The organism is Sphingopyxis sp. OAS728, assembly GCF_014873485.1.
Taxonomy (GTDB): Bacteria; Pseudomonadota; Alphaproteobacteria; order Sphingomonadales; family Sphingomonadaceae; genus Sphingopyxis.
Genome location: NZ_JADBDT010000001.1, coordinates 2,630,635 through 2,643,254, shown reverse-complemented (window position 1 = coordinate 2,643,254; position 12,620 = coordinate 2,630,635). Strand labels below are relative to the sequence as shown.

Here is a 12,620-nt window from a genome sequence, read left to right as displayed (position 1 = left end):
CACCCGGTGCCCGACATGACCGAATCCGTTTCGCCTTCGCTCACCCGGACCGGCGTGCATCCGCGAGCCCGGCTGGGGCTCGCGATGCTGACACTCATCTTCGCACTCAACATCGTCGATAGGCAGATCGTCACGATCCTGGCCGAAGACATCAAGGCCGAACTTCATCTGAGCGATCTGCAGGTCGGCATATTGACCGGACTGTCCTTTGCCCTTGTCTACATGACGTCGGCGGTCCTCATCGCGCGCCTCGCCGACACGGGGAACCGCCGCAAGATCATCAGTTGCTGCGTCGCAGTATGGAGCGCAATGACGACGCTCTGCGGTTTCGCGACGAGCTTCCCGGCGTTGCTCGCGGCGCGCATGGGCGTGGCCGTCGGCGAAGCGGGATGTTCTCCGGCTTCCTTCTCGCTCCTCGCCGATTATTACCCCCCCGAGCGGCGCGCCTTCACCATCGCCGTCATGCAGGCCGGAGCCGTCGCGGGCTCGGCGGCCGCGCTGCTGGTTGGCGGTCTTCTGGCCGAGCATTATGGCTGGCGCACACCGCTCGTCGCGGTCGGTCTGATCGGGCTCGTGATCGCCGCGCTCGCCTTTTCCACGGTCGCCGAACCGCGCGCCGCCACGCAAGCATCCGCGCAGGCTCGCGAATCCTTTGCAGAGGCCTTCCGCTTCATCCTCCGCATGAGGCCTTTTCAATGGCTGCTCGGTGCCGGCGCGCTCGCCGGCTTCGGGACCTTTTCGCTTCAGGCGTGGATGCCAGCCTATTATCAACGCGTGTTCGGCTGGTCGGTCGGCACGACGGGAAGCGTCCTCGCGGCTGCGACGGTGATTGCTGGCGTGGCTGGCGCGCTCGCGATCGGACGCATCGCCGATCGAAGGCTTGCGGCCGATCCCGGAGCCCATTGCGCCATTCCGGCATTCATGGTCGCACTCGCGGTACCGCCATCGCTCATCATGCTGTTCGCAGACAATGCATGGCTTTCGCTGGCCGGCCTCGTCGCTGTCTATCTTTTCACTAACGGGTGGCAGCCCGGCGTCTTCGCCACCGTGCAATCCTTGATGCACGACAGAACCCGAGCTACCGCCGCCGCGATTCTCGGCCTTGTCGTCAATCTGGCAGGGGTGGGGCTCGGCCCGGTCGTGGTCGGCGGTCTGAGCGACCGGCTGCAGCCTTCGCTCGGCGGCGACGCGCTCCGCTATGCCCTTCTGCCCTCGGCGCTCGCCTTCGCGGGCGCCGCACTTGCACTCGCCATGGCGGCGCGCAGCATCAGACATTCGGTAAAGGGAGCGTCCGGAGAATGACAATGTCGAAACGGGACGCGCGCGAAATAGTCGAAACGCTCTGCACCGAATTTGCCTGGCGCCTCGACCATGGCAAGGCCAGCGAAGCGGCTAGTCTCTTTTGCGAGACGATGCTTTTCGGCCTTAGCGGATCGCAGGTCGGCCGCGGCGCGTTCGAAGAGGAGATGGCGTCGCGCGCTTCCTTGCCGTTCGCTGCCAAACATTATCTTTCCAATTGCCGCGTCGCGCACGCGGCGCCTGCAGAAATCGAGGCGTCGCTCGCGGTGCTCATCTGCAAGAGCGAGTTGATCGACGGCGAACCGCGCCTGACCACCATCTGCGGCGATTGGGAGATCAGGGCGAGGCCGGAAGAGGGAGAGTGGCGCATTGCCTCGCTTGCGATCGTGCCCCTGGTTCCACCCGGTTGAGGTCGGGACGGCGATTGCATGGCGCGCCGATGGCGCGCCCCGCTCCCTTGCCTTATTCCTCGCTCCAGTAAAGGCGCGCTGGATTGCGTATGAGAAGGGCTTCCTGGAGCGCGCTTGTCGGAGCGATGCGGGGGATCATGTCGACGAGGGCTCCATCGTCGGGAATTGCACGCTCCATGTTCGGATGCGGCCAATCGGTGCCCCAAAGCGCTCGATCGGGATAGTCGGCAACGAGCGGCGCGACGGCGCCGGCGAAGGCGTCCCAAGGCGGACCGGCCAGGTCGAGCCGATCGGGGCAGCTGGCCTTGAAGAAAATGTCATCCCGGCTGTCGAGCAGTGCCCTCAGCGCCCGCATGTCGGCCCCGCCGGGTCCTTGCGTCACATCGGGCCGGCCCATATGATCGACGACGACCGGGACGGGCAGGGCGTCCAGAAAAGGACGCAGTTCCGCCAATATGTCCGCCTCGAAATAGACGACGACATGCCAGCCCGCCGGCAGACGCCGGGCGACGTCGAGGAAACGATCCTTCGGCGCGTCGTCGACGAGCCGCTTCAGAAAGTTGAAGCGCACGCCGCGGACGCCCGCGGCGTCGAGCGCGGCGAGTTCCGCCTCGCTTATCGCGGGATCGACAACCGCAACGCCGCGCGCCGTGCCGCCCGACTCTGCAAGCGCATGAAGCATCGCGCGATTGTCGCTGCCGTGGCAGCTTGCCTGTACGATCACGCTCCGCGAAAAGCCGAGACGGTGGCGCAGCGCGAAGAGAGCCTCCGGACCCGCATCCTGCGGCCGATATTTCGCCTCCGGGCTGAACGGGAACGCGGCGGCAGGGCCAAACACATGGCAGTGCGCGTCGATCGCGCCGGGGGGCGGCAAGAAAGCGGGCGTCGACGGCGCATCCGCCCAGCTGCGCACCCGGCCTTCGACATCGATGCTCATGCGAAAATCACTCCGTCCATCAGCTTGCGCGCCGTGCGCAGCATGCCGGCCTCGACCGGCTTTCCATCGTCTCCGACCACGACCACGCATTCGGTGAGGCCGGTCGGATGCTCGACGCCTATAATTCGGTGATGGCCTTCGCCCACGACCGCCACAGTCTTGGCGGGCGAATCTTCGACGAGGCAGGCGGCGGCGACGCTGACCGCGCCCAACACGCCCACCGCGGCATGCACACGGTGCGGGATGAAGGAGCGCACGCTGACCGAGCCGCCGGAGGCGGGCGGGGCGACCAGCATCATCTTGGGGACCGTCTGGCCGCGCACGTCGCCGAGGTTCATCATCGGCCCGGCCTGCAACCTGATCGCTTCCAACCTTGCTTTGAGCGCGCCATTTTCCTCGAGCGTCGCGGGTTCTTCATAGCCGCTGACGCCGAGATCCCCTGCAGCGAGCACGACACATGGCATGCCATTGTCGATGAGCGTGCAGGCAAGGCCATCGATCCGGTCGGCGCCCCGGCCCGTCGGCAGCAGCGCGCCGCAGGTCGAGCCGGCGGTATCGCGAAACAGGAGTGGGATCGGCGCCGCCGTGCCGGGGACACCGCTGATCGCCGCCGCGCCCCCGTAGCGCACCTTTCCGCCCGGTGTGTCGACGGTCGCGACGGCGACTTGGCCGCTATTCTCCATATGGATCGCAACTCTTGTCTGCCCATCGGTCGCCGCGACGAGCCCGCGCTCGATCGCGAAAGGCGCGACGCCGGCGAGAATGTTGCCGCAATTCTGCGTGTCCGCGATGACCGGCCGATCGACGACCGCCTGGAGAAACAGATAGTCGATATCGATCCCCGGCCGATCGGACCGGCTTACCAGCGCGATCTTGCTCGTCAGCGGATCGCCGCCGCCGAGCCCGTCGATCTGGCGCGCATCGGGCGACCCCAAGGCGCGGAGGAGGAATGCATCGCGCGCGGCGCGCTCCGCCGGCAGGTCGCCGCGCAGCATATAAAGACCCTTCGACGTTCCGCCGCGCATCCACATCGCGCGCACGCCGTCAGACATAGCGCAGCCCCATTTCCTTGAGCCGCGGACGCATGTCGTAGATGTCGAGGCCGAGTTCGCCCGCCGCGAGCCTTGCCCGTTTCGAGGTCTCGGCGGCCTCGCGCGACCGCGCTTTGCGCAGCACGTCCGACGCCGCAGCGCGCTTGACCACGCACACGCCGTCTTCATCGGCGACGATGACGTCGCCCGGGTCGATGGGGGCGCCCGCGCAGACGACGGAAATATTGACCGATCCGAGGCTGTTCTTGACGGTGCCCTGCGCGCAGATCGTCTTCGACCAGACGGGGAAACCCATTCGTGCGAGATCGCCGACGTCGCGGATGCCGGCGTCGATCACGAGGCCGCGGCAACCGCGCGCCATCGCGCTGGTTGCCAGGAGGTCGCCGAAATAGCCGTCGCTGCAGGGGCTTGTCGGGGCCAGCACCAATATATCGCCCTCGCGGAGCTGCTCGATGGCGACATGGACCATCCAGTTATCGCCGGGCGGCGCCGAGATCGTGACGGCGCTCCCCGCCATCCGGGCGGAAGGATAGATGGGTCGGAGCCGGTCGGCGAGCAGGCCAGTCCGCCCCTGCGCCTCATGAACCGTCGCGACGCCGGCGCTGCCGAGCTCCTCGATGACGGCGCTGTCCGCGCGTTCGATATTCTGAACCACCACACCCATTGGAGTCTCCTTTGCGGGTATCGGTGCAGCTTCGCGCCGAGGGGCGCCAATCGAAGCTGTCGACGGGCCATAAGTTTTTGCTATGTCCGGCACGCGATGACGAACCCGTTCGAACTCAATCTACGGCATGTCCGGGCGCTGTGCGAGGCGGCCCGCCTCCAGAGCCTCAATCGCGCCTCGACCGCGGCCGGGCTGTCGCAGCCGGCGCTGACGCAAGGGCTGACCAAGCTCGAAAAGCAGCTGGGCGCCGCTTTGTTCGAGCGCCATTCGGGCGGGGTGGCGACGACCGCTGCGGGCGCTGCTTTCGTAGCGCGCGCCGAGCGGGCGCTTGGCCATCTCGGCGTCGCCTCGCGGCGGATCGCACGAAACGCCTCGCGCGGGTTTGCAGCGCCCGACCGGCTGATGACCGGGACGCAGCTCGACGCCTTCCTCCATTTTGCCGATGCGCAAGGCTATGCCGGTGCCGCCGCGGCGAGCGGCATATCGCAGCCCGCGCTTCACCGCGCGGTGCGCGAACTTGAGCAGATTTGCGGCACGCCGCTCGCCGAGCGGCGCGGTCGCGGCATGATGCTGACGACCGCCGGGTCGGCGATGGCCCGGGGCATCAGGCTCGCGCGCAGCGAACTTGCTGCGGGCATCGCCGAGACCCGCCCCGATACCGGCGAACCGGGCCGGATCGTGATCGGCGCAATGCCTCTCAGCCGGGCGCTCGTCCTTCCCCGAGCGCTGTCGCATATGCTTGCCGACAACCCTTCGACCGTGCTGGATATTGTCGAAGGATCGTGGCGCGAGCTTGTCGAGCCCCTGCTCGATGGCGTGATCGACCTGATGATCGGCGCCTTGCGCGATACCGTGCCGCCCGGCGTCGAGCAAATCCCGCTTTTTACCGATCGCCCGGCGATCTTCGCACGGCGCGGCCATCCGCTCGCGCAGCGCAAGGCCAGCGTGGCGGACCTGCGCACCCAAGCCTGGGTGATCGGACCCAAGGGAACGCCGCTGCGGTTCCACTGGGAGCGGCTCTTCGGCGAGACCTTGCCTCCCGTACCGGTCGAATGCGGCTCGGTGATGGTGATCCGCGGCCTCCTCATGCAAAGCGATCTTCTCACGCTTCTTTCGCCCGACCAGATCGCGATGGAGATCGAAACTGGGATGCTGGTTCGCATCGGGTCCGATCTCGGGCGCCCGTCGCGCATGATCGGCATCAGCGTCCGTAGCGGCTGGCGCCCGACGCGGGCGCAAGAACAGCTCATACATCATCTGAAGCAGGCATCAGCCGAAACGAGACTTCCGGAAAGCCAATAGGCTACTCGGCAATTGGATTGGCGGCCGCTGCGGTCCCCCGCCTAGTCCGGCCCCATGTCGACGACCGCCACCTTCATCGGCTTCGGGGAAGCCGGACGCGCTTTCGCCTGGTCGGGCGCAAAGGCCTATGATCGCAAGACAGCGATCGCAGGAGCGCGCGGCGAGATGCTGGCGGCGATGGCCGCGCGCGGTGTCGCCTCGCTTGCCGATCCCGCCGAGCTGGGCCAGGAGCAAGCTGTCCTGCTTCTCGTCACGCCCGACGAGGCGTTGGCCTCCGCACATGCTTATGGTCCTCTGATCGCGCCGGGCGCACTCTGGTTCGACATGAATAGCGTCGCGCCGGGGACCAAGCGTCTCGCAGCCGAGACGATCGAGGCCGCCGGCGGCCGTTATGTCGACGTAGCGATCATGGCGCCCGTCGAGCCGCTTCGCCGCAACGTGCCCTTATTGCTCGCCGGTCCGCACACGGCCGCTGCCGCTGCATATCTGGGCGCGCTGGGCTTCACCGACATCGCCGTGGCGGGACCGCGTATCGGCGACGCATCGGCCGTGAAAATGGTGCGGTCGGTGTTCGTAAAGGGGCTCGAGGCGATTACCGCCGAATGCCTTACCGCCGCCGCGCGCGCCGGCATCCTCGACGCCGTGGTGGCCTCGCTTTCTGCCACCGCCGCGACACCCGGGTGGGCCGAGCAAGCCGATTATGACTTCGGCCGCATGCTCTCGCACGGACAGCGCCGGGCGGCCGAGATGGAAGAAGCGGCCCGGATGCTCGAAGAACTCGGCGTCGAGCCCGCGATGACCCGCGGTACGATCCTGCTGCAGCGCCGTCTCGGCGCGAGGACCGGCGAGCCGCCGGCAGGCCTTGCGGCCAAGCTCGCGCATGCGCTGCCCCGCTGGAATTCTGTAAGGGAGCCGGCCGCATGAGCCTCGTGATCGACTGCCACGGCCATTACACGGTTCCACCCGAAGCGCACGACCGCTGGCGCGTGGCGCAACGGGCGGCGCATGCGGACGGGCTCGCGCCGCCACCCTATCCTGCATTCTCCGACGAGGAGATTCGCGAAACGATCGAGCGCAACCAGCTCCGCCTGATCCGCGAGCGCGGAGCCGATCTTACGATCTTCAGTCCGCGCGCATCGGCGATGGCGCCGCACATCGGGAACGAGACGGTAGCGATCGCATGGGCGGCGCACTGCAACGACCTGGTCGCGCGGGTGGTGGGCCTCTTCCCCGACACCTTCGCCGGCGTCTGCATGCTGCCGCAATCGCCTGCAGCCGACATGCGGGGCAGCATCGCGGAGCTCGAACGCTGTGTCACCGGGCTCGGTTTTGTCGGCTGCAACCTCAACCCCGACCCGGGCGGCGGCCATTTCGCGCATCCCCCGCTCACCGACCGCTACTGGTACCCCTTCTACGAAAAGATGGTCGAGCTCGACGTTCCCGCGATGATCCATGTGTCGGGCAGCTGCAATCCTGCGATGCACGCGACGGGCGGCTATTATATCGCTGCCGATACCATCGCCTTCATGCAGCTCCTCGAAGGCGACCTGTTCGCGGACTTTCCGACCTTGCGATTCATCATCCCCCACGGCGGCGGCGCCGTTCCCTATCATTGGGGCCGCTACAGGGGGCTCGCCGACATGCTGAAGAAGCCGTCGCTCGACCGCCATCTCATGCAGAACATTTTTTTCGACACCTGCGTCTACCACCAGCCGGGTATCGATCTTCTCGCCAAGGTCATCGACAGCAGCAACATCCTTTTCGGTAGCGAGATGGTCGGCGCGGTGCGCGGAATCGACCCGGCAACGGGCCAGTATTTCGACGACACGAAGCGCTACATCGATGCACTCGATATCGGCGCCGGCGAACGCCATGCGATCTTCGAGGGCAATGCGCGGCGCGTCTTTCCGCGGCTTGACGCGCAGCTTCGGGCGCGCGGGCTGTGACCGGCGCGCCCCACGATATCCAGGCCTATCTCGCCGAGCTGGAGGATATACCTGGGACGCTCGTCTTTACGGCAGCGCGCGCACGCGCGGGATATCATCTCAACCAGTTTGCGATGAGCCTCATGGACCCCGACAACCGCAGCCGCTGGAAGGCGGACGAGGAGGCCTATCTCGCGGACTTTCCGATGAGCGACGACCAGAGGGCCGCGGTTCGCGCCCGCGACTACAACCGGCTGCTCGAACTTGGCGGCAATATCTATTTCCTCTCGAAGATCTTTGCCACCGACGGGCTGAGCTTCGTCGAGGCCGTCGCCACCATGACCGGCGCGAGCGTCGACGAGTACCGGGCGATGATGTCCGCGGGGGGGCGTTCGCCCGACGGGCTCAGATCGAAACGAGAGGGCCGCTGATGGCACATATTTCCGCGGGCGTGGCGTCGAGCCATGTGCCGCTCCTCGGAATGGCGCATGACCGGCACCAGGAGCATGATCCCTGCTTCGCTCCGATATTCGACGGGTTCGAATGGACACGCGGTTGGGAGCGCGCGAGCCCGCCCGACGTGGTGATCCTTGTTTATAATGATCACGCAAGCGCATTCGACATGAAGATCATCCCGACCTTCGCAATCGGGTGCGGCGAACGCTTCCGCCCTGCCGACGAAGGATGGGGCCGGCGACCGGTGCCCGAGGTGATCGGCCACCCGGAGCTTGCCTGGCACATCGCGCAGAGTCTCATTCTCTCCGACTTCGACATGACCATCATCAACGAGATGGATGTAGACCATGGGCTCACGGTGCCCTTGAGCCTGATGTTCGGCGAGACGCCGGCATGGCCGTCGCGCGTCATTCCGCTTGCGGTGAACGTCGTGACCTATCCGCCTCCGTCGGGCAATCGCTGCTGGTCGCTCGGCGAGGCCATCGCGCGCGCGGTCGAAAGCTTTCCCGAGGACCTCGATGTGCAGATATGGGGAACGGGGGGCATGAGCCACCAGCTCCAGGGAAGCCGCGCAGGTCTGATCAACCGCGGGTGGGACGCGATGTTTCTCGACGGGCTGATCGGCGACAGCGATCATCTCCGCCACATTCCGCATATCGAATATCTGCGCGAGACGGGATCCGAAGGGATCGAAATGGTCATGTGGTTGATCATGCGCGGCGCGCTCGGGCGCGAGACCCGCTGCCTTCACCGTCATTATCATGTGCCGTGCAGCAATACCGCGGTCGGCCATATCGTTCTGGAGCCGAAGTCATGAGAATTGCTGTCGCCGGCATAGGCGCGTTCGCGGAAAAGCATATCGAGGCGTTGCGCGCGATCGACGGGGTCGAGATCGTCTCGGTGGTCGGCCGCCGCGCGGAGCCGACCCGCGATTTTGCTGGGCGCCACGCCATCGGCCATGCCGCGACGGAGCTTGGCGAGACGCTGGCGCTTCCCGGGCTCGACGCGGTCATTCTCTGCACGCCGACCCAGTTGCACGCTGCGCAGGCCATTGCATGCCTCGATGCCGGCAAGCATGTCCAGGTCGAAATCCCGCTGTGCGATGTTCTCGCCGATGGTGAGGCGGTGGCGCAAAGGCAGGCGGAAACGGGGCTGGTGGCGATGGTCGGCCACACGCGCCGTTTCAACCCGAGCCACCAATATCTTCACGCTAAGATCGCGGCCGGCGAGATCCACGTTCAGCAGATGGACATCCAGACCTATTTCTTTCGCCGCGAAAATATCAACGCGAAAGGCGAGCCGCGCTCGTGGACCGATCATCTGCTGTGGCATCATGCAGCGCACAGCGTCGATCTTTTCGCATGGCAGGCGGGCCCGATCGTCGCCGCGAGCGCGATGGCGGGGCCTCCGCATCCCGAACTCGGCATCGCCATGGACATGTCGATCCAGCTCAAGGCTGAGAGCGGCGCGCTGTGCACCCTGTCGCTCTCCTTCAACAATGACGGGCCGCTCGGTACATTCTTCCGATACATATGCGACGAGGGGACCTGGATCGCACGCTATGACGATCTTGTAACCGGCCGCGAAGAGGCGGTCGACCTGTCGGCCGTCGCGGTCTCGCGAAACGGCATCGAGCTGCAGGACCGCGAATTCGTCGCGGCGATCCGGGAAGGGCGACCACCGCGCGCGAGCGTCGCTGATGTCATGCCCTGCTACCGCCTGCTCGACTCGCTCGAGAAACAGATGCGATGAGCACCACCGGCGTCGCTATCATCGGGGCCGGCCCGGCCGGTCTGCTGCTGGGTCATCTGCTCTGTCAGTCCGGAATCGCGTGCACGATCGTCGAACGCCAGTCGCGCGATCATGTCCTGTCGCGCATCCGGGCCGGTGTGCTCGAGACGGTCACGACCGATCTTCTCACCCGCCTCGGCATCGACCGGCGGATGCGCAAGGAAGGGCTGGTTGAGGCGGGGTTCAATCTGGCGAGCGGCGACCGGCTCATCCGCATCGATATCGCCGCCCTCACCGGGCGCCATGTGACCGTCTATGGACAGACTGAACTCACGCGCGACCTGGTCGAAGCTGCGCCCGAGCGCGGGCTCGAAATCATCTTCGATGCGGCGAATCTCGCCATTCATGACGTTGAAAGCGCATCGCCCTCGGTCTCGTTCGAGAAAGACGGGGCGGTCACCTGTATCGGTGCGCGCTTCATTGCAGGCTGCGACGGTTTCCACGGCCCCTCGCGCGGCGTCGTCCGCCCTTCGGCCGCCCGGGAATATGTACGGGAATATCCCTTCGGCTGGCTCGGTATCCTCGCCGACGTGCCGCCCTGCCACGACGAGCTCATCTATGCGAACGGCGAACGGGGCTTCGCGCTCGCGTCCATGCGGTCGCGGACTCGCAGCCGTTATTATGTGCAGGTGTCGCTTTCCGACCGGCTCGAGGAATGGAGCGAGGACCGGCTATGGGACGAACTCGAGGCGCGGTTCGACGGCCTCAGCAAACATGGCGTGGCCCGCGGCCCCGCGCTCGAAATGTCGATCGCGCCGCTTCGATCCTATGTCTGCGAGACGATGCGGCGGGGACGGCTGTTTCTTGCCGGAGACGCCGCGCATATCGTGCCGCCGACCGGCGCCAAGGGTCTCAATCTCGCGGCATCCGATGTCGCCTATTTGTGGCAGGCCTTTGCGTCCTATTTCGCAAGCGGCGACGAGAGCGGCCTTGATGCCTATGAGGCGACGGCCCTGGCCCGCGTGTGGAAGGCGGAACGCTTCAGCTGGAGCCTGACCAATTTGATGCACAGCTTTCCCGGGGAAAGCCCGTTCGAACGCCGTATGCGCAACGCCGAACTCGACTATCTCGCGGGCTCGCGCGCCATGCAGACCGCGATCGCCGAAAATTATGTGGGATTGCCACTCTGAGCAGGCTGCATGGGACGACCTGCGGTGGCTGGCGACCGTGATCGCCCCGGCCTGAACCATGCGAGCCTCGTAGCCTTGACAGGTCCTTCGCGCCGAGGATCGGCGATAGGGGCGCGTCAGCGAGCCTCTTTTGGCGAACTGATCCCTACTGTGCCGGCCATGCCTCACCTCGCTGTCCGAAACTTCCGGCATCGGCAGCGGATGCCACTGCGACGCGGAGAAAAACATGGAGACGGTGGTCGTTCCGCAACCGGAAAGGACTGGCATATGCGCCTGAAACCCTATCGCGCGCACCGGCGCATCCTCGCTGCAAGTCTTGTCGGCACCGCGGTCGAATTCTATGATTTCTATATCTACGGCACGGCGGCAGCGCTGGTGTTCGGCCCGCTGTTCTTCCCGTCCGAGTCGCCGTCCGCGCAGTTGATGCTGAGTTTCATGAGCTTCGGGCTCGCCTTTTTCGCGCGCCCCGTCGGCGCGATCGTCTTCGGCCATTATGGCGACCGCATCGGACGCAAGTCGACGCTCGTCGCCTCGCTGATGCTGATGGGGGCATCGACTTTGCTGATCGCCTTCCTGCCGACCTATGCGATGGTCGGCTGGGTCGCGCCCTTGCTGCTCTGCATCCTCCGCTTCGGCCAAGGTTTCGGCCTCGGCGGCGAGTGGGGCGGGGCGGCGCTTCTCGCGGTCGAGAATGCGCCGCCGGGTTGGAAGTCGCGGTTCGGCATGTTTCCGCAGCTCGGCGCTCCGGTCGGGTTCATCGCGGCGAACGGATTGTTCCTGCTGCTCGGTCTTGGTCTCAGCGATCAGGAGTTTGCAAGCTGGGGTTGGCGCATCCCGTTCCTCTTCTCTGCGCTGTTGGTCGGGCTTGGTCTGTGGGTTCGGCTGAAGATTGGCGAGACCCCCGATTTCCAGGAAGCGCTGGAGAAAGAGGCGCCGGTCGGCGTTCCGCTCGGTGAGCTCTTTCGCCATCATCTGCTGCCGACCTTGGCCGGCACCTTCGCGGTCGTGGCCTGTTTCGCGATCTTTTATCTAGCGACCAGCTTCGCGCTCGCGCACGGAACGACCGCGCTCGGTTATCCCAAGGAGCAGTTCCTGCTGATCCAGCTCGGCGCGATCCTCTTCATGGCGGGCGGGATCGTCTTCGCGGGCTATGTCAGCGATGTGACGAGCGCGCAGCGCGTGTTGACCTGGGGCTGTGGTGCGACCGTACTCATTGGCTTCCTGTTCGGGCCGGCGCTGGCCTCGGGCGGCTGGCTCTCCATCTTTCTTGGTCTCGCTTCGGCGTTGTTCGTCATGGGCCTCGTCTATGGCCCGCTCGGCAGCTGGTTGACCGCCTTGTTCCCTGTGCAAGTCCGCTACACGGGTGCGTCGGTCACCTTTAACGCGGGCGGCATATTGGGCGGCGCAATGGCTCCCATTATCGCGCAGGCTCTCGCCGATCGCGGCGGAACCGAGATGGTCGGACTGTATCTGGCGCTCGCTGGCGTCGTGAGCTGGCTCGGCCTGTTGATGGTGCGGCGCTTCGGTCCGCAGGACAACAAAGGGTAGTGGACCGCGACGCGGGATTGACTGCTCGTCGCGCTAAATTGCCGCCGTGCGCGCTCGTTCAAACATCGCAAAGACAGAAGGAGAGTGAAGCCTGACGGACGGTCGG

General features: G+C 65.9%; 13 protein-coding genes. 10 read left to right on the top strand and 3 right to left on the bottom strand.

Features of this window, described 5'->3' with window-relative positions:
• The first annotated feature begins 15 nt into the window (after window positions 1-15).
• Window positions 16-1,302 (top strand): spinster family MFS transporter, encoded by a 1,287-nt coding sequence (locus GGC65_RS12335; RefSeq protein WP_192647435.1) that lies wholly within the window; start codon window positions 16-18, stop codon window positions 1,300-1,302.
• Window positions 1,303-1,304: 2 nt separating this feature from the next.
• The gene (locus GGC65_RS12330) at window positions 1,305-1,709 is read left to right on the top strand and encodes a nuclear transport factor 2 family protein (RefSeq protein ID WP_192647434.1); all 405 of its coding nucleotides are present in this window, start codon (window positions 1,305-1,307) and stop codon (window positions 1,707-1,709) included.
• Between the two features lie 52 nt (window positions 1,710-1,761).
• Here GGC65_RS12330 and GGC65_RS12325 read toward each other — a convergent pair whose 3' ends face one another.
• The 3 genes from GGC65_RS12325 to GGC65_RS12315 are packed head-to-tail and all read right to left on the bottom strand — an operon-like array spanning window position 1,762 to window position 4,362.
• Window positions 1,762-2,646: an amidohydrolase family protein gene (locus GGC65_RS12325; RefSeq protein ID WP_225940797.1), complete on the bottom strand. Its 885-nt coding sequence runs from the start codon at window positions 2,644-2,646 to the stop codon at window positions 1,762-1,764.
• Window positions 2,643-3,698 (bottom strand): 4-oxalomesaconate tautomerase, encoded by a 1,056-nt coding sequence (locus GGC65_RS12320; protein ID WP_192647433.1) that lies wholly within the window; start codon window positions 3,696-3,698, stop codon window positions 2,643-2,645. The genes GGC65_RS12325 and GGC65_RS12320 overlap by 4 nt, the downstream gene beginning before the upstream one ends.
• Entirely contained in the window at window positions 3,691-4,362 is a 672-nt protein-coding gene (locus GGC65_RS12315) for a 4-carboxy-4-hydroxy-2-oxoadipate aldolase/oxaloacetate decarboxylase (protein WP_192647432.1), read from the bottom strand. Before GGC65_RS12315 ends, GGC65_RS12320 begins: the two co-directional genes overlap by 8 nt.
• 96 nt (window positions 4,363-4,458) lie before the next feature.
• Between GGC65_RS12315 and GGC65_RS12310 the strand changes: the two genes are divergently transcribed.
• The 8 genes from GGC65_RS12310 (at window position 4,459) to GGC65_RS12275 (ending at window position 12,514) form a co-directional block, all read left to right on the top strand.
• The gene (locus tag GGC65_RS12310; RefSeq protein WP_192647431.1) at window positions 4,459-5,664 is read left to right on the top strand and encodes a LysR family transcriptional regulator; all 1,206 of its coding nucleotides are present in this window, start codon (window positions 4,459-4,461) and stop codon (window positions 5,662-5,664) included.
• A gap of 54 nt (window positions 5,665-5,718) precedes the next feature.
• Window positions 5,719-6,588 carry an NAD(P)-dependent oxidoreductase gene (locus tag GGC65_RS12305; RefSeq protein ID WP_192647430.1) on the top strand — a complete coding sequence of 290 codons (870 nt, stop codon included), beginning with the start codon at window positions 5,719-5,721 and terminating at the stop codon, window positions 6,586-6,588.
• Complete coding sequence (locus GGC65_RS12300; protein ID WP_192647429.1) at window positions 6,585-7,610, top strand: amidohydrolase family protein; 1,026 nt, start codon at window positions 6,585-6,587, stop codon at window positions 7,608-7,610. Before GGC65_RS12305 ends, GGC65_RS12300 begins: the two co-directional genes overlap by 4 nt.
• Complete coding sequence (gene ligA, locus GGC65_RS12295; protein WP_192647428.1) at window positions 7,607-8,020, top strand: protocatechuate 4,5-dioxygenase subunit alpha; 414 nt, start codon at window positions 7,607-7,609, stop codon at window positions 8,018-8,020. The genes GGC65_RS12300 and ligA overlap by 4 nt, the downstream gene beginning before the upstream one ends.
• A complete protein-coding gene (locus GGC65_RS12290) occupies window positions 8,020-8,862 on the top strand; it encodes a class III extradiol dioxygenase subunit beta (RefSeq protein ID WP_192647427.1) in 843 nt (280 codons plus the stop codon). Before ligA ends, GGC65_RS12290 begins: the two co-directional genes overlap by 1 nt.
• Window positions 8,859-9,797, top strand: a complete 939-nt coding sequence (locus GGC65_RS12285; RefSeq protein ID WP_192647426.1) for a Gfo/Idh/MocA family oxidoreductase — start codon at window positions 8,859-8,861, stop codon at window positions 9,795-9,797. Before GGC65_RS12290 ends, GGC65_RS12285 begins: the two co-directional genes overlap by 4 nt.
• Window positions 9,794-10,966 (top strand): 4-hydroxybenzoate 3-monooxygenase, encoded by a 1,173-nt coding sequence (gene pobA / locus GGC65_RS12280; protein ID WP_192647425.1) that lies wholly within the window; start codon window positions 9,794-9,796, stop codon window positions 10,964-10,966. The genes GGC65_RS12285 and pobA overlap by 4 nt, the downstream gene beginning before the upstream one ends.
• A 267-nt stretch (window positions 10,967-11,233) precedes the next feature.
• Window positions 11,234-12,514, top strand: coding sequence for an MFS transporter (locus tag GGC65_RS12275; RefSeq protein ID WP_192647424.1), 1,281 nt, complete (start codon window positions 11,234-11,236; stop codon window positions 12,512-12,514).
• The last annotated feature ends 106 nt before the right edge of the window (window positions 12,515-12,620 follow it).